The sequence below is a fragment of the Jannaschia pohangensis genome (assembly GCF_900113875.1).
GTDB classification, from domain to species: domain Bacteria; phylum Pseudomonadota; class Alphaproteobacteria; order Rhodobacterales; family Rhodobacteraceae; genus Jannaschia; species Jannaschia pohangensis.
Genome location: NZ_FORA01000001.1, coordinates 542,475 through 558,817 on the forward strand (window position 1 = coordinate 542,475; position 16,343 = coordinate 558,817).

General features: G+C 66.5%; 14 protein-coding genes. 11 read left to right on the forward strand and 3 right to left on the reverse strand.

What is annotated here, in order from left to right; translation table 11 throughout:
* The first annotated feature begins 99 nt into the window (after window positions 1–99).
* Window positions 100–3,234, forward strand: a complete 3,135-nt coding sequence (locus BM002_RS02615; RefSeq protein WP_092778689.1) for a valine--tRNA ligase — start codon at window positions 100–102, stop codon at window positions 3,232–3,234.
* A complete protein-coding gene (locus BM002_RS02620) occupies window positions 3,231–4,223 on the forward strand; it encodes a hypothetical protein (protein WP_092777018.1) in 993 nt (330 codons plus the stop codon). Before BM002_RS02615 ends, BM002_RS02620 begins: the two co-directional genes overlap by 4 nt.
* On the opposite strand, the gene BM002_RS02625 is transcribed toward BM002_RS02620, so the two are convergent.
* Together BM002_RS02625 and BM002_RS02630 are read right to left on the reverse strand one after the other, a co-directional pair.
* Window positions 4,220–4,873, reverse strand: a complete 654-nt coding sequence (locus BM002_RS02625; RefSeq protein WP_092777020.1) for a hypothetical protein — start codon at window positions 4,871–4,873, stop codon at window positions 4,220–4,222. The two genes, BM002_RS02620 and BM002_RS02625, sit on opposite strands and share 4 nt — an antisense overlap.
* Complete coding sequence (locus BM002_RS02630) at window positions 4,870–5,589, reverse strand: ArsR/SmtB family transcription factor (protein ID WP_092777022.1); 720 nt, start codon at window positions 5,587–5,589, stop codon at window positions 4,870–4,872. Before BM002_RS02630 ends, BM002_RS02625 begins: the two co-directional genes overlap by 4 nt.
* 226 nt (window positions 5,590–5,815) lie before the next feature.
* Here BM002_RS02630 and BM002_RS02635 point away from each other — a divergent pair, with 226 nt between their 5' ends.
* From BM002_RS02635 to BM002_RS02675, 9 genes are all read left to right on the forward strand, one after another.
* Window positions 5,816–6,448, forward strand: coding sequence for an ATP-dependent Clp protease proteolytic subunit (locus tag BM002_RS02635; protein WP_092777024.1), 633 nt, complete (start codon window positions 5,816–5,818; stop codon window positions 6,446–6,448).
* Between the two features lie 218 nt (window positions 6,449–6,666).
* The gene (gene clpX / locus BM002_RS02640) at window positions 6,667–7,935 is read left to right on the forward strand and encodes an ATP-dependent Clp protease ATP-binding subunit ClpX (RefSeq protein ID WP_092777026.1); all 1,269 of its coding nucleotides are present in this window, start codon (window positions 6,667–6,669) and stop codon (window positions 7,933–7,935) included.
* 151 nt (window positions 7,936–8,086) lie between these two features.
* Complete coding sequence (locus BM002_RS02645) at window positions 8,087–9,319, forward strand: FAD-binding domain-containing protein (RefSeq protein WP_092777028.1); 1,233 nt, start codon at window positions 8,087–8,089, stop codon at window positions 9,317–9,319.
* 123 nt (window positions 9,320–9,442) lie between these two features.
* Window positions 9,443–10,834 carry an SPOR domain-containing protein gene (locus BM002_RS02650; protein ID WP_092777030.1) on the forward strand — a complete coding sequence of 464 codons (1,392 nt, stop codon included), beginning with the start codon at window positions 9,443–9,445 and terminating at the stop codon, window positions 10,832–10,834.
* A gap of 48 nt (window positions 10,835–10,882) precedes the next feature.
* Window positions 10,883–12,043, forward strand: a complete 1,161-nt coding sequence (locus BM002_RS02655; RefSeq protein WP_092777032.1) for a D-alanyl-D-alanine carboxypeptidase family protein — start codon at window positions 10,883–10,885, stop codon at window positions 12,041–12,043.
* A gap of 65 nt (window positions 12,044–12,108) precedes the next feature.
* Window positions 12,109–12,705: a dTMP kinase gene (gene tmk / locus BM002_RS02660; RefSeq protein WP_092777034.1), complete on the forward strand. Its 597-nt coding sequence runs from the start codon at window positions 12,109–12,111 to the stop codon at window positions 12,703–12,705.
* Entirely contained in the window at window positions 12,702–13,760 is a 1,059-nt protein-coding gene (locus BM002_RS02665; RefSeq protein ID WP_092777036.1) for a DNA polymerase III subunit delta', read from the forward strand. Before tmk ends, BM002_RS02665 begins: the two co-directional genes overlap by 4 nt.
* A gap of 1 nt (window position 13,761) precedes the next feature.
* Window positions 13,762–14,796, forward strand: coding sequence for a hypothetical protein (locus BM002_RS02670; protein ID WP_092777038.1), 1,035 nt, complete (start codon window positions 13,762–13,764; stop codon window positions 14,794–14,796).
* A gap of 40 nt (window positions 14,797–14,836) precedes the next feature.
* Window positions 14,837–15,625: a TatD family hydrolase gene (locus BM002_RS02675; RefSeq protein ID WP_092777040.1), complete on the forward strand. Its 789-nt coding sequence runs from the start codon at window positions 14,837–14,839 to the stop codon at window positions 15,623–15,625.
* Between the two features lie 2 nt (window positions 15,626–15,627).
* Here the strand turns inward: BM002_RS02675 and BM002_RS02680 are convergent, their stop codons facing one another.
* Window positions 15,628–16,341, reverse strand: coding sequence for a helix-turn-helix transcriptional regulator (locus BM002_RS02680; protein WP_092777042.1), 714 nt, complete (start codon window positions 16,339–16,341; stop codon window positions 15,628–15,630).
* Window positions 16,342–16,343: the final 2 nt, after the last annotated feature.

Below are 16,343 nucleotides of genomic sequence, written 5' to 3' on the forward strand. Positions count from 1 at the left end.
ACCTTAGCGCCCCACCCGCTCCCTGCAAGACGCAGCGCCCTTTCCCTTGGCCCGCCGCTTCGTTATCCCGCAGACAACCTGCGAAGACGAGGCATGACGATGGCGATGGACAAGACCTTCAATTCGGCCGAGGCCGAGGCAAGGATCAGCGACAAGTGGATCAAGGGCGGCTATTTCCGCGCCGGGGCCAATGCCTCGCGCCCCGAGACGTTCTCGGTCGTCATCCCGCCGCCCAATGTGACCGGCTCGCTCCACATCGGCCACGCCTTCAACAACACCTTGCAGGATATCCTGACCCGCTGGCACCGGATGCGCGGCTTCGACACCCTCTGGCAGCCGGGCACCGACCATGCGGGCATCGCCACCCAGATGGTGACCGAGCGCGAGATGGCGAAGAACGGAGAGCCGACGCGCCAGGAAATGGGACGTGAAGAATTCCTCAAAAGGGTCTGGCAACAAAAGCAGAAGTCCCGCGGCACCATCATCGGTCAGCTGCAACGCCTCGGCGCGTCCTGCGACTGGGACCGGGAAGCGTTTACCATGGGCGGCGCACCCGGCGACCCCGATCCGACCGAACAGAATTTCCACGACGCCGTCATCAAGGTCTTCGTGGAGATGTACGACAAGGGCTTGATCTATCGCGGCAAGCGCCTCGTGAACTGGGATCCGCATTTCGAGACGGCGATCTCCGATCTGGAGGTCGAGAACGTCGAGACGCCGGGTCACATGTGGCACTTCAAATACCCGCTCGCAGGCGGCGAGACCTATGAATACGTGGAGCGGGACGAGGACGGCGAAATCCTGTTCACCGAAACCCGCGACTATATCTCCATCGCCACCACGCGGCCCGAGACGATGCTGGGTGACGGGGCCGTCGCGGTCCATCCTTCGGATGAACGTTACGCCCCAATCGTCGGAAAACTCTGCGAAATCCCTGTCGGCCCCAAGGAACATCGCCGCCTGATCCCGATCATCACCGACGAATACCCCGACAAGAATTTCGGCTCGGGCGCGGTCAAGATCACTGGCGCGCACGACTTCAACGACTATGCCGTGGCCAAGCGGGGAAATATCCCCTGCTACCGCCTGATGGACACGCGCGCAGCCCTCCGCGCCGACGGCGCGCCCTATGCCGAAGAGGCCGCCAAGGCGCAGGCCATCATCGACGGCGCAGAGATGTCCGAGGCGGAGATCGACGCCATCAACCTCGTCCCCGAGGCCTATCGCGGGATGGACCGGTTCGAGGCGCGCAAGGCCGTCGTCGCCGACATCACCGCCGAGGGGCTGGCCGTCATGGTCCCCGCCACCGACCCGCGCCTGGGCGCGGTCAAGGCTCCCGTCGCGCCCGAGGAAGGCGGCGAGGCGCGCACGGACGAAGAGGAACTCGTCCCGCTGGTCGAAGCGAAGCCCATCATGCAACCCTATGGCGACCGCTCCAAGGTCGTGATCGAGCCGATGTTGACCGACCAGTGGTTCGTCGACACCGCGCAAATCGTCCAGCCCGCCATCGACGCCGTCGAGAACGGGACGATCCGGATCATGCCGGAGAGCGACCGCAAGGTCTATTTCCACTGGCTCAACAACATCGAACCCTGGTGCATCTCGCGCCAACTCTGGTGGGGGCATCAGGTTCCGGTTTGGTATGGGCCGGGGTATACTGAATATTTACCAGAGGGATTAGATTACTCTTCAGTCACCTTCCGTAAGTTGTCTTGGAAACCGGAAGATATCCAACGCTTTTGCGCGCCAACCTTCGATGAAGCAGCTGAGCTAGCAGATAAGTTTTATCGGAATTTGGGCCTTCAAGGGGAGGCAGACGAACTTCCACGGGAGGTTTCCAATGCAAATATCTCTGAAACGAGTAATGATGACATAGGTCCTGTCCATCTATGGCGCGACCCCGACGTCCTCGACACCTGGTTCTCCTCCGGTCTCTGGCCGCTCGGCACCCTCGGCTGGCCGGAGGACACCGAGGAGTTGCGCAAGTATTTCCCGACCTCCACCCTCATCACCGGCACCGACATCCTGTTCTTCTGGGTCGCGCGCATGATCATGATGCAGCTTGCCGTCCTGCCCGACGCGCAGCCCGTCGAGGCGCGGATTCCGTTCCGGGAGGTCTACCTCCACGGTCTCGTTCGCGACGCCAAGGGCAAGAAGATGTCCAAGTCGACCGGCAATGTCGTCGACCCGCTCGACGTGATCGACGAATACGGCGCCGACGCCCTGCGCTTCACCAACGCGGCCATGGCGTCGCTTGGCGGCGCGCTGAAACTCGACACGCAGCGCATCGCGGGCTACCGCAATTTCGGCACCAAACTCTGGAACGCCGTCCGCTTTGCCGAGATGTACGACGTCAAGTTCAACGAAACACCGCCAAACCAGATCACCCGTGGATCACCCGTAAATCTGACGTTGAATCGCTGGATCATCGGAGAGACGGCGCGCACCCGGATGGAGGTCGACGCCGCCCTCACCGCCTATCGTTTCGACGACGCGGCAACCGCGCTCTACAAGTTCGTCTGGAACGTCGTCTGCGACTGGTACGTGGAGTTCTCCAAGCCGATACTCCAAGGCGAAGCCACTGAAGACAAAGCAGAAACCCAGGCCGTCATGGGCTGGGTTCTGGAGCAGTGCATGACGCTGCTGCACCCGATCATGCCCTTCATCACCGAGGAATTGTGGGAGGTCACGGGCCACAAGGGCATGCTGGTCCACGGCGCGTGGCCCGAGGATCTGGGCGAGCAAGCCATTGATCCGGCTGCGGAAACCGAGATCCGCTGGGTCATCACCTTCATCGAAGCCATCCGCTCCGCCCGCGCCCAGATGAACGTGCCGGCCAGCGCGATCATCCCCGTGGTCGCCGTGGAATGGGACAAGACCGCCGCGCAAAGCTATGAAACCAATAAGCAAATCATCGCGGCCCTCGCCCGGATCGAGACGCTGACCGAAGGTGACGCGCCCAAGGGCTCCATCGCGGTGACAGCGGGTGGCGGGCGCTTTGCCCTGCCCCTCGACGGCGTCATCGACGTGGCCGCCGAACGCAGCCGGTTGGAGAAATCTCTGACCAAGCTTCAAAAGGAAATCAAGGGGATGGAAGGCAGAGTTAACAACCCGAACTTCGCCGCCTCTGCCCCTCCGGAAGTGGTCGAGGAGACGAAGCAGAACCTCGCCGCCCGACAGGACGAGGCGGCGGCGGTGCAGACCGCGCTCGACAGCCTGTCCGAATTGGAATGACCTTCAACATCCTGATCATAGGACAAAAGGGCCGCCTCGCGCATGAGGCGGCCCTGTTTGCGGCGACCCTGCGGCACAATTCGCCACGCTGGTCCGGCCGCCTGATCGTCGCGGAACCCGAACCCGGGGAACGCTGGCCCGACGATCCGCGCATCCCCGAAGGACCGCAGCGCGACCTGCTGACTGAACTGGGCGCGGAAATCGTGCCCTTCACGAACTGGCATTTCGGCAGCTACTACCCCAATGGCAACAAGATCGAGGGGCTGGTCGCCTTGCCCGAAGGCCCCTTCGCGTTCTTCGACACCGATACGGTGATCGTCGACGAATTGGCCGGCCTCGACATCGATTTCAGCCGACCCGCCGCATCCATGAAGCGCGAGGGCACCTGGCCCGAGATCGACCTTTATGGCCCCGGTTACAAAGACATATGGGGCGTTCTTCATGCGCGGCGCGGCGGCGATCTTGCCGAGACGCTCGACACCGCCTGGCCGGACGAGCATTGGCGGCGCTATCTCTATTTCAACGGCGGCTGGTTCTTCGGCGATGACCCGGCGGCCTTTCACAAGGCGTTTCGCGATGCCGCGCTGATGATCCGCGACGACCCGCCCGAGGAAGTGGTGTGCCAGACCCTCGACCCCTGGTTGGATCAGGCGGCGCTGCCGCTGGCGATCCACGAATTGGGCGGCGGCAGGCCCGGCGACAAAGGCGGCATCGCGGACGGGATCTTCGATGGCAGCCACAGCTTTCACTATCGCCACATGCCGCTGATGTATGCGACCGCGCCCGATCACGTGATCGTCGGGGTCGATGCCGCCGCAGCGCCGAATGCGGTCAAGAAGGTGCTGAAGGATTATGAGCCGTTCAAGCGGTTCCTCTATCAGCCCAAGGGACAGAAGGCGCGGGAGTTGTTCGACCGGACCGACCTGCCCCGCAAGGAACAGGCGATCCGCAACCGTCTGCGCCGCGAAGGGCTCTGGATCGCGCGCTAGAGCGCGTCGAGGCCGTTTTGCGCCAGCCAGTCCCGCGCCCGGCACGCCGCCGCCTGATAGAGCGGGCGCGACTGCTGCCCCGCCTGCCGCCCCCATTCGCGGAACCCCTCGGGCAGGGTCTCGTCCGCCAGCGTCGCGCAGACCTCCTCGGACAGGTCGAACCGGGGGTCGTCAGAGGCCAGAACGGCCAACCCCTCGTTCAGCCAGGCGGGCAGATCCCCGGTCATGACGCGCCAGGCCGAAACACGCTCGGACAGGGCGACATGCGACATCTCGTGGGTCAGGATCGCGCGGCGCAGGTCGGCGTCCTCTGCGGCCAGCCGGGAATAGAGGACGACGACGAAGCGGCCATACGCCTGCGCAAGGGGGCCGGGTCCGCCCAGGGCGGCGTCGCAGGCCTCGGTCAGGCAGACCAGGATGCGCGGCCGTTCGGGCGCGCGACCCCAGAAATCGGCAAGCAATACTTCTGCCGTTTCCACGTCTTCGCGGGTAATGGGCGACGGGGCCGCGCCGTCTTCGACCCAAAGCTGCGGGGCGATTTCGGTGAAGCCGTGCAGGCCCGGCAGGGCCGCTGTCCGCCCGAAGGCAGGCACGATGGCCGCGACCATGCCGGCCACAACGGCCAGGGCAAGCCAGCTGCGTTTTCTCATCCGAAATTCGACAGGCTGGACGCGGCGGCGGCGGCGAAACGCTCTAGCACGATATCCCACATCGCGCGGGTGTCGCCGGAGTCGACGTCATGGGTCAGGGTCAGGCGACTGCCGTCCGGGGCGGCAGAAATGGCCAGCGTGACGCGCGATCCCTCCGGCGTGCCAAGCGTCCAGTCGAGGATCAGCCGGCCGGGGGCATCCGCCTCGACGACCCGCGCCCACTCGCCAGTGGTGCCGTCGAACAACGTCTCGCGCAGGGTGCCGCCCGGGCGGGCCTGAAGGATGACGACCTGCGGCAATGCGCCCTCGGCGCGGGCCGACAGGGACACACGGGCGACCGGCCACCAGATCGACAGATCCTCGCAGAAGAGCTGCCACGCCTCGCCGGGGGTGAGCCGGGTGGTCAGGCTGCGGTGCAATCCGTCGGCATCCCCAGTGTCGGGGGCGGAGGTCATGGGCGGCGACAATTCCCCGAGCCACGACACCAGCGGCCCCGCCCCGCCCGCCGTGAGCGCATAGAGGTTTCGCGTGCCCTGCGGCGTGACCGACACCAGCCCGGCATCCAGCAGGACCCTCAAGTGCTGCGACACCGCAGGGCGCGACACCGGCAGGTCTTCGGCGATGCGCCCGACCGGCAATGCACCGCCCCGCAGACGATCCAGCACAGAGCGTCGCGTCGGATCGGCAAGGGCCGTGAGGATTGCGTCGTAAGTCATCCGTGACGGTATTCACCCGGGTCCACCTGCGGTCAACGGCACAGGTCCCACAGAGGCCCGGGCGGCACGCTTCCGCCCGTCTGCCCGCGGCTGACCGGCAAACCCCGCGACGACAAAGCGGTAACCGAACTTGCCGGTGCGCCTTGAAGCCCCCCGCGCGCAGACATAGTGTCTGGACCAAGCGGTTCCGCGACAGGCGCGGGCGACGTCACCAGAAGGGCAGTGCATGCGCGATCCAGTCGATCATTTCCAGAACAACCTCGTACCCATGGTGGTCGAACAGACCAGCCGGGGCGAGCGGGCCTATGACATCTTTTCCCGCCTCCTCAAGGAGCGGATCATTTTCGTGAACGGCCCCGTCCATGACGGGATGAGCCAGTTGATCGTCGCACAGCTGCTGCACCTCGAGGCGGAGAATCCGTCCAAGGAAATCAGCATGTACATCAACTCGCCCGGCGGCAGCGTGATCGCCGGCATGTCGATATATGACACGATGCAGTATATCCGCCCCAAGGTGTCGACACTGGTCTGCGGCCTTGCCGCGTCGATGGGGTCGGTCATCGCCATCGGCGGCGAAAAGGGCATGCGCTTCGCCCTGCCCAACTCCGAAATCCTGGTGCATCAGCCGTCCGGCGGATCGCAGGGCACGGCGGCCGACATCCTGATTTCCGCCAAGCATATCGAACAGACGCGCGAGCGGTTCTATCAGCTTTACATGAAGCACACGGGTCAGGACTACGACACCGTGCAAAAGGCGCTGGACCGCGACCTCTGGATGACGCCGCAGGAGGCCAAGGACTGGGGCCATATCGACGAGATCGTCGAGAACCGCGCCGTTCCCGACGCCGAAAAGGCCTGATCCGACACCGGCAGACGGCCCCGTCGCAGGGGCCGTTTCCAACCCTGATACAAAGCGGCAACGGGCCGAAACAGGGCAAAGACGGATGCGGCTTTTTTGCCATTGTGGCCCCCGGACGATGGGCCTAGGATTTGGCCGAACATGGAATTCACGTGTGGGGATGCGTCCCCGCGGTCAGCGACACAGGGCAGGTCGCAACGGCCCAAGGAGGCACGAGCATGGCGAACAATTCGAACTCGGGTGAGGGCAAGAACACCCTTTACTGCAGTTTTTGCGGCAAATCCCAGCACGAGGTTCGCAAGCTGATCGCCGGACCCACGGTGTTCATCTGCGACGAATGCGTGGAGCTGTGCATGGACATCATCCGCGAAGAGACCAAGCAGGCCGGCCTCAAGACCAGTGACGGAACGCCCACGCCACGCGACATCTGCAAAGTGCTCGACGATTACGTCATCGGCCAGGAACACGCCAAGCGCGTCCTGTCGGTTGCCGTCCACAACCATTACAAGCGCCTCGACAACGCCGGGAAATCCGACATCGAGCTGGCCAAGTCCAACATCATGCTGATCGGCCCGACCGGCTGCGGGAAGACCCTGCTGGCGCAGACGCTGGCGCGCATTCTGGATGTGCCCTTCACCATGGCCGACGCCACGACGCTGACCGAAGCGGGCTACGTGGGCGAGGATGTCGAGAACATCATCCTCAAGCTGCTTCAGGCGTCGGAATACAACGTGGAGCGGGCGCAGCGCGGCATCGTCTATATCGACGAGGTCGACAAGATCACCCGCAAGTCGGACAACCCGTCGATCACCCGCGACGTGTCGGGCGAAGGCGTGCAACAGGCGCTCCTCAAGATCATGGAAGGCACCGTCGCCTCCGTGCCGCCGCAGGGCGGGCGCAAGCATCCGCAGCAGGAATTCCTGCAGGTGGATACCACCAACATCCTGTTCGTCTGCGGCGGGGCCTTTGCCGGTCTCGACAAGATCATCGCGCAGCGCGGCAAGGGGTCGTCCATGGGTTTCGGCGCCGAGGTGAAGGCACCCGACGAAAAGACCGTCGGTGAATACTTCAAGGATCTCGAGCCCGAGGATCTGCTGAAATTCGGCCTGATCCCGGAATTCGTCGGCCGCCTGCCCGTCATCGCGACGCTGACCGATCTCGATCTGGAGGCTCTGGTCATCATCCTGACGCAGCCCAAGAACGCTCTGGTCAAGCAATACCAGCGCCTTTTCGAGCTGGAGGGCGTGCAACTGACCTTCACCGACGACGCGCTGCAGGCGATTGCCAAGCGGGCGATCGAACGCAAGACCGGGGCCCGTGGCCTGCGCTCCATCATGGAGGACATCCTGCTCGACACGATGTTCGACTTGCCGGGCATGGACACGGTCGAGGAGGTCGTCGTCAACGAGGAAGCCGTCCGCCGCGACGCCGCCCCGCTGATGATCCATTCCGAAAAGAAGACCGGAGAGCCTGCCAGCGCGGGCTGACCCGGGGCCTCGCCCATCTGAACGACAATCGCGCCGCCTGTTTCGACAGGCGGCGTTTTTCGTGTCGGTCCGACGCGCCGATGCCCGTGGATCGCCCTTCAGACCGTTGGTGCCTCTGGCCGGGGCGCGGCCACGCCCTATCCTTCGGGCCATGACAAGACAGACAGACCTCTTCCCGGCGGATGCCGCCCCCGCCCCGACCTTCACGCCGACCCGCGAGGCGGGGCTCGACCGGCTGCGACGGTTCGTGCCGCAGGCCGGGCGCGCCTATGCCGACATGCGCAATCACGACCTGCCCGGTCACCCCCATGTCTCGACCCTGTCGCCCTGGCTGCGCCACCGCGCGCTGACCGAGGCCGAGGTTTGCGCCGCCGTTACCGAGCGGTTCTCCCCCGCGACCGCCGAGAAATTCCTGCAGGAAGTCCTTTGGCGAAGCTACTTCAAAGGCTGGCTGGAGCGGCGGCCCGGGGTCTGGACGGAATACCAGCAGGGCCTGAAGGCCGCCCGCAACCGCATCGCCACCGAAGGCGGCCTTCGGTCAGGATGGGAAGACGCCTGCGCCGGGCGCACCGGGATAGAGCCCTTCGACCATTGGGCGCAGGAGTTGGCCGCGACCGGCTATCTGCACAACCACGCGCGGATGTGGTTCGCGTCGATCTGGATGCACACGCTGCGCCTGCCGTGGGAGTTGGGGGCCGATTTCTTCCTGCGCCACCTGCTCGACGGCGATCCTGCGTCCAACACTCTGTCGTGGCGGTGGGTTGCGGGCCTGCACACGCGGGGCAAGACCTATGCCGCGCGGGCCAGCAACATCGCGAAATACACCGGCGACCGCTTCGATGGCTGGACGCTTGGGCACAAGCTGCGCTCGGCGGGCGAGGTGGAGGCGCTGGACGGCCCGGCCCATCCCGCGCCCCGCGACATGCCCGGGGATCAGGCCCTGCCGACCGGCGGGCGCATCGGGCTTCTGCTGCACGAGGATGACCTGCACCCCGACTATCTTCTGGCGCGCGGGCTGGAGGCGGCCGATTGCGCCGCCCTCATCGCGCCGACCGACCGCTCACCGCTGGCCGTGGCGCGGCATGTCACCGACTTCACCTTCGCCCTGGCGCAGGATGCGGTGACACGACAGGGCGGAACCGGCCCCGTGACCGATGACCCGGACCAGATCGCGGCCTGGGCGGAGGGATTCGATCACATCGTGACGCCCTATGCCCCGACCGGCCCGCTGGCCACGAAACTGGCCCGCATCGACCGACCGATGATCCGACCCCTGCGCGACTGGGATGCCGCAGCCTGGCCCCACACCACCGGCGGATTCTTCAAGTTGAAGACCAAGATGGCCGATATTTTGGCCACGGTTCCGCAAGATATGGGGGCCTGATAGAGACAGGCTTCACAGATAGACGAATGTGGTCTAGTGTTTACCGCAATGCAGGTCCGAACAACGGGCCGCAATCGGTAAGAGCAGAGCACGGGGCAAACGACAGTGCGACAGGCATTTGACATGGGTCTTGCACCCAAACACATCCGTTTTTTCACGTCCGCAGCGATCATCGCGCTTGTGGCAGGCTGTCAGGCGGGCGGCGGTGGCCAGGCCACGCGCGGCGCACCACTCGACGGCGCCGTGCAGATCGTTGAACGCGACGTCGAAGCACCCGAAGTCTTCTCGGTCGAGGAGCGCGCCCTTTGGGACGGTCGCCCCTCGCTCGGCGGCGTCTGGGTCGCATCGTCCAGCACACGCGACCCCGAGCGGGTCATCATCCGCGACCCCGAGACCGGCAAATCGGTCGTCGGGGCCCTCTTCAAGCGGGAACGCGAGGTCGGCGGCCCGCCCCTTCAACTGAGTTCCGATGCGGCGGCGGCCCTGGGCCTGCTTGCCGGATCGCCGAAGGTTATCGAAGTGGTGGCCCTGCGCCGCGAGTCGGTGTCCGAGCCGGCGCCCGAAATGCCGATCTCGAACGGCGAGGTCGAGGACCTGCTGGCCGAAGGACCGGACGCCGAGGCGACCGAGGGTGAGCCGACCGATGCAATCGCGGTCGCCGCGGCTGCCGTGTCGTCCCTCGATGAGGCGGCCGAGCCCGCGCTCGATGCGTCGGCCGACGGCGAAGCCGCCCTTGCCGACGTCGAAGCCGCGCCCGAGGAGCCGCGCCGTCGCAACGTCTTCAGCCGCATCTTCGGACCCCGCAAAGCGCCCGAGGCCGAGGCCACCGACGCCGCGTCGGCAGACCTCGCCGTAGAGCCGTTGATCGAGGCCGATGGCCCGCCCGCCGCGCTTCCGACTCCGGCCCCTGCCGAAGTCGTGGCGACGCTGGCCAATACCGCCCCCACGGTCGCGGTCCCTGCGACCGCCTCTGTCGGCGCCCTGACCGAAACCGATGTCGCGCCTGAATTCGGCACGGACGCCCCCGAAGCGACGAGCGCATCCGACCAGGGCGCACCGCGCAAGGGGTTCCTGCGTCGCCTGTTCGGGCCGCGCAACCCTGACGTGAGCCGCACGGACGCCGGCGGCGACGCGCTGAGCATCGACGCCACAGCCGAAGCGCCGATCGCCGCCAGCGCCGCCGCGCCCACGATCCAGGCGACGTCGCTCGACAGCGGCCCGGAAGCTGCGGCTCCGGTTCAGGTCGCCTCCACCGCGCCGCTCGACCGGTCGGTGGCGGGACTTGACGACAAATGGGTTCAGATCGGCCTCTTCAACGAGGAATCGCGCGCCCGCTCGGCTGCGGGTGACCTGCGCGCCGCAGGCGTGATCGGCACCATCCGCCAGGAAACGGTGCGTGGTCAGACCGTCTGGCGCGTCGTCGTAGGCCCGGCCAGCAGCAACCGCGACCGGCAGGCGATTATCCGCAAGGCACAGGAAATCGGCTATACCGACGCTTTCGCCATCAGCGGATGACGGGGTATAGACGCGCCTGACCCTTCCCCTTACCGGAGAGCCCTGCCAATGCTCCGTCCCTTGATCGCCGCCCTTCTGCTGTCCTCCCCTGCCCTCGCGCAGGAATTCCAGACGGCGGCCGGGTCGGCGATCGTGATTGACCACAACACAGGCCAGGTGTTGCTGTCGAAGAACGCCCAGGTGCCCTTGCCGCCGGCGTCCATGTCCAAACTCATGACCCTCAACATGGCGTTCGAGGCGCTGGAAGACGGGCGTCTGACGCTGGAGACGGAGTTGCCTGTGTCCCAACATGCGGCGAGCTATGGCGGCTCTACCATGTTCCTCGACCCGCGCGACCGGGTGAAGGTCATCGACCTGATCCGCGGCATCGTCGTTCTGTCGGGCAATGACGCGACGACCGTTTTGGCCGAAGCGCTCAGCCCGGACGGCACCGAGGACGGCTTCGCCCAGATGATGTCCGAGCGGGCGCAGGAGTTGGGCATGGAGAATTCCATGTTCCGCAATTCCAATGGCTGGCCAGCCCCCGGGCATGTCATGTCGATGGAAGACCTCGCCATCCTGGCCGAGCGGATCATCACCGAATTTCCGCAGTATTACGTCTATTTCGCCGAAACCGAGTTCGCCTTCGACGGCCGGTCCCCGTCGAACCGGTTCAACCGGAACCCCCTCCTGCGGCTCAACATCGGGGCAGACGGTCTCAAGACCGGGCACACCCAGGAAGCAGGCTATGGCCTTGTCGGCAGCGCGGTTCAGGGCGACCGCCGCGTGACCTTCGTCATCTCCGGGATCGAGACCGAGGCCGCGCGCGCCGAGGAAAGCGAACGCATCGTCAACTGGGCCTTCCGCCAATTCGCCGAGGAAAAGCTGTTCGAGGATCTGGCCGACCCGGTGATGGAGGCCGAGGTGTTCATGGGCGACGTCGGCACCGTGCCGCTTGTCCCGGGCGAAGGTGTCACGCTGTTGTTGCCGGTCACGGGTCGGCAGGCGGTTTCGGGCGAAGTCGTCTATGACGGCCCCATTGAAGCGCCGGTGACCAAGGGCGCCCGTCTGGGCACGCTGACCCTGTCGCATCCGGGCGTCCCCCCCGTCGAAGTGCCGCTGGTGGCCGGGGCGGACGTGCCGCGCGCCGGTGTCCTGCGCCGCATCCAGATCACCGGGACGCGCGTTGCGGGCGAAGTGCTCGGCTCCGCTCTCGACCGGTTCCAATAGACCGCGGAAGCCGTTTGCGCATCGGATCGGTTTGCCTTGCCTGAATGCCCTGCTAGAGCGGTCCCATGTTCATTTCGCTTGAAGGGATCGACGGGTCGGGCAAGTCCACCCAGTCGCGATTGCTGGCCGAAGCCCTGCGTGGGCGCGGCCATGACGTCGTCTTGACCCGCGAGCCCGGCGGCAGTGCCGGGGCCGAGGCGATCCGCCGCCTGCTGGTCGAAGGCGACCCCGACCGCTGGTCCCCGGAAACCGAGCTCCTGCTCTTCAACGCCGCCCGCCGCGACCATCTGGAGCGGTTGATTCGTCCTGCGCTGGCGCGGGGCGCTTGGGTCGTGTCCGATCGCTTCGCCGACAGCACGCGGGTCTATCAGGGGGCGACGCGCGGCGATCTGCGCGATCTGGTCGACCGTCTGCACGCCCTCGTCATCGGACAGGAACCGGACCTGACCATCGTCATCGACATGGACCCGGAGGTCGCGCTGACCCGGGGGCTGGCCCGCGCCTCGGGCGAGGACCGGTTCGAGGAGTTCGGCCTGCCGTTCCAGCAGAAGCTGCGCGCCGGGTTCCTGGCCCTTGCCGGGGATTTCCCCGACCGCATCCGCGTGATCGACGGCATGGCCGACGCCGACACCGTGGCCGCGCGCATCGGGGCGCTGTTGTGAACGACATCCCCGAACCCGACCGCCTGGGCGACGCCCCGCATCCGCGCATGACCGAGCAACTGTTCGGGCAGGAGGCCGCCGAGGCCGCCTTCCTCGACGCCTGGACCACCGGGCGGCTGCACCATGGCTGGCTGCTGACCGGGCCGCGCGGGGTCGGTAAGGCGACGCTGGCCTGGCGGATCGCGCGCTTCCTTCTGACAGATCCTGCGGCGGGGGCCGACACGCTGGACCCGCCCGCCGGTCACCCCGCCCTGCCCCGAATCCGCGCCCTGTCCGAGCCGGGTCTGATGCTGCTCCGGCGGCCCTGGGACGACAAGGCCAAGAAGCTGAAGACCCAGATCACCGTCGACGAGGTGCGCCGTCTTGGCGGCTTCTTCGGCATGTCGTCGGGCGGGCGGCGTGTGGTGATCGTCGATCCGGCGGACGACCTGAACCCCTCGGCGGCCAATGCGATCCTGAAACTGCTGGAAGAGCCGCCGGCCGCCGCCACCCTGCTCCTCATCTCTCATCAACCCGCGCGCCTGCTTCCGACGATCCGGTCGCGGTGCCGGGTGCTACGCCTCGGGCCGCTGTCCCCCGATGCGCTGCGCGCCGCCGTGGTGCAGGCGGGCGGGCACGAGGCCGCCGCCGCTCCGCTGGCCGAAGGGTCCGTGGGCGCCGCGCTGGAACTGGCCGAGGGCGGGTCGGACATCTACGAGGCGCTGATCGACCTTTTCGCGCGCCCCACCCTCGACCGCGCCCGCGCCCGCGCGTTGGCCGATGCCTGTGCGGGCAAGGCGGGGTCGGCGCGCCTTGACGCGACCATCGGGGCGCTTGCCCGCCTTCTGCACCGGGCGGCGCGCGCGGGCCTGATCGGGCCGCCCGCCGATGCGCCTGATGCCGAGGTCGCCGCCCTGACCCGCCTGGCCCCCCACGACGCGGCCGCCCGTGCCTGGGCAAAGCTGGCGCAGGAGGTGGGCGACCGCATCGGCCATGCGCGCGCCGTCAACGTCGACCCCGCCGCCATCGTCTGGGATGCGCTGGCCCGCATCGATGATCAGGCACGGCGGATCTGACATGGGTCGCTGGATTGCCTTGCTCCTCCTTTGGCTCGCCGCCCCGGCCATTGCCCAGATGCCGACCTGCGGCACCGGCCCCCTGCCCTGCGAAGTCACCTGGGTCGAGAATGGATCGCTGACCACCATCCGCCTGAAACTCCATACCGAGGACTTCGTCAGCGACTATGCCGGGGTCGCGGGCGGCATCGACACCTTCCTCACCTCCGACATCGACCCGACCCTGCGGGACTTCGACCAGGACGGTCGCATCGACGTGGGGCTTTTCGAACCGGTCGGCATGGTGAACGGCGACCTCTACCTGTTTCGCCGCACCGACAATGGATTCGAGCCTTGGGGCGTGCTGAACGGTGATTTGTTCACTGCGGATAAAACCGGCGTGCTGGTGACCAATGGACGGTCGAGTTGCTGCGAACGCGGCCTGACATTCCATGCGGTGACGCCGAGCGGTACCGCCCTCCTCTTCGGGCTTCGCGTGCGCCCCGAAGCGCTGAGCGAGTCGGTCCCGCAATGCGAAGTGGTGACAGATGGGTCCGAGGAAGCCATTCGCCGCGACCATGGCGCGATGATTGCCGATTATTGCCGCCTTTACGAAGAGGACGACGTCCTCGACGACCGTACAGTCGCCAACCTTCGCATCACCACGGCCACGCGGGTCGACGCGACCACGGTCTTTGCCTGCATCTTGGACAACGGCAAGCGGATCCGGCTGAGCGAGGCCGGGGGCGTGCTGACCTACAGCTACGGGGCCGAGGCCGATCAACCCGAGCTGTCCTTCGACGTCCCCGTCGAGGCGGCGCGGATCGTCTGGGAAGACGGCTCCGGCGCGTCGCAATTCTCCCATGTGGAGCTGCCGCGCGGCGGCTATCGCTACCGTCTGGAACATGGCCACCAATTGTCGGGGACGGCGGGCAGTCCGGTGTCGGACATCTATGCGAACCTGAGCGTGACGGCCCCCGACGGCGCCCTTGTCTTCGACCGCTATTGCGACCCCCGTACGCTCTTTGGGGCAATCGACCGGATGGGCAACCGCTGACCCCTTGCCCCGACCGGAACCTGCGCCTAGGTCCGGCCCCATGACAGAACCCCGCATCACCGACAGCCATTGCCACCTCGACTTTCCGCAATTCGAGGGGGAGCTTCCCGATCTTCTGACCCGCGCGACCGAGGCGGGCGTGCACCGAATGGTCACCATCTGCACCAAGCTGCGACAGGCCCCCACCGTGCGCGCCCTGGCCGAAGCCAACGCCCCCGTCTTCTGGGCGGCAGGCACCCATCCGATGTCGGTTGCCGATGAACCCATGACCACCGTAGACGAACTTGTGACGCTGGCCGCGCATCCCAAGATGGTGGGCATCGGCGAGACGGGCCTCGATTATCACTACACCGCCGAAAGCATGGCCGTGCAGCAGGAGAGCCTGCGCCTGCATATCGAGGCCGCGCGCCAAACCCGCCTGCCCCTCATCATCCATGCGCGCGATGCCGACGACGACATGGCCCGCATCCTGACCCAGGAGCATCGCGCGGGCGCCTATACCTGCGTCATGCATTGCTTCAGCAGCGGGGCCGCATTGGCGCAGGCGGCGCTGGACCTGGGGTTCTATCTGTCGATGTCGGGCATCGCGACCTTCCCCAAGTCGCAGGAGGTGCGCGACATCTTTGCCGCCGCCCCGCTCGACCGCATCCTCGTGGAAACCGACAGCCCCTATCTCGCGCCCAAACCGCACCGGGGCAAAACGAACGAACCCGCCTTCGTGAACCACACCGCGCGCGTCGGCGCGGAGGTCTTCGGCATGGACTACGCCGATTTCGCCGCCGCGACCGAGGCAAATTTCGAACGGCTTTTCTGGAAGACCGTCGCCTGAAGTCAGCGGATGCTGTCGCGCGGGAAACTGCGCCCCTCGCGCGCTTCCATCTGGGCGATGCAGGTGCGCAGGCTGCGGTCCGGGCGCTTGCCGGTGCTGTCTTCGCTGACCTCGAGCGAGACGATGCGGTCCAGCCGGAACATCCGGAAATCCTCGCGCAGGCGACACCAGGCCACCAGCGTCCAGGTCTGACCCCAGAACCACTGGCCCAATGGCTCCACCAGCCGGGTGCTCGGTGTGCCGCCCGCGTCCTGATAGACCAGTGTCACCATTACCGCATCGCGAATGGCCGCATCCAGAACGTCGATCCGGCCCCGCGCTTCGGTCGCGAGATCCTGCGGTATGGCACCCAGTCGATCCAGCGCCTCCTGCACCACATGGGGGCGCGGCAGGACGGCTTCGATCTTGGTGAGCGCCTCGCGCGCGTTCTGCGCCATCCGTTCACCGCCCCAGGCCGCGACCAGCCGCGCGCCAAGGGCCAGCGCCGTGCTTTCGGCCTCCGAGAACATGAGCGGCGGCAAATCATAGCCGTCGCGCATGAGGTACCCGACCCCGGCCGCACCTTCGATCGGCACGCCCGAGGCCATGAGGTCCGCGATGTCGCGGTAGACGGTGCGCTCGGACACCTCCATCGCCTCGGCCAGCCGCGCCGCCGTCCAGAGCTTGCCATCCCGGAGGGTCTGGACAAGTCGGAACAGACGGTCGGCGCGGCGCATCG

What these genes read in the sequence shown, in the direction of transcription:
- BM002_RS02615 (WP_092778689.1), top strand. Translation starts at nt 100, where the DNA reads ATGGCGATGGACAAGACCTTCAATTCGGCCGAGGCCGAGGCAAGGATC.
- BM002_RS02620 (WP_092777018.1), top strand. Translation starts at nt 3,231, where the DNA reads ATGACCTTCAACATCCTGATCATAGGACAAAAGGGCCGCCTCGCGCAT.
- BM002_RS02625 (WP_092777020.1), bottom strand. Translation starts at nt 4,873, where the DNA reads ATGAGAAAACGCAGCTGGCTTGCCCTGGCCGTTGTGGCCGGCATGGTC.
- BM002_RS02630 (WP_092777022.1), bottom strand. Translation starts at nt 5,589, where the DNA reads ATGACTTACGACGCAATCCTCACGGCCCTTGCCGATCCGACGCGACGC.
- BM002_RS02635 (WP_092777024.1), top strand. Translation starts at nt 5,816, where the DNA reads ATGCGCGATCCAGTCGATCATTTCCAGAACAACCTCGTACCCATGGTG.
- clpX (WP_092777026.1), top strand. Translation starts at nt 6,667, where the DNA reads ATGGCGAACAATTCGAACTCGGGTGAGGGCAAGAACACCCTTTACTGC.
- BM002_RS02645 (WP_092777028.1), top strand. Translation starts at nt 8,087, where the DNA reads ATGACAAGACAGACAGACCTCTTCCCGGCGGATGCCGCCCCCGCCCCG.
- BM002_RS02650 (WP_092777030.1), top strand. Translation starts at nt 9,443, where the DNA reads ATGGGTCTTGCACCCAAACACATCCGTTTTTTCACGTCCGCAGCGATC.
- BM002_RS02655 (WP_092777032.1), top strand. Translation starts at nt 10,883, where the DNA reads ATGCTCCGTCCCTTGATCGCCGCCCTTCTGCTGTCCTCCCCTGCCCTC.
- tmk (WP_092777034.1), top strand. Translation starts at nt 12,109, where the DNA reads ATGTTCATTTCGCTTGAAGGGATCGACGGGTCGGGCAAGTCCACCCAG.
- BM002_RS02670 (WP_092777038.1), top strand. Translation starts at nt 13,762, where the DNA reads ATGGGTCGCTGGATTGCCTTGCTCCTCCTTTGGCTCGCCGCCCCGGCC.
- BM002_RS02675 (WP_092777040.1), top strand. Translation starts at nt 14,837, where the DNA reads ATGACAGAACCCCGCATCACCGACAGCCATTGCCACCTCGACTTTCCG.
- BM002_RS02680 (WP_092777042.1), bottom strand. Translation starts at nt 16,341, where the DNA reads ATGCGCCGCGCCGACCGTCTGTTCCGACTTGTCCAGACCCTCCGGGAT.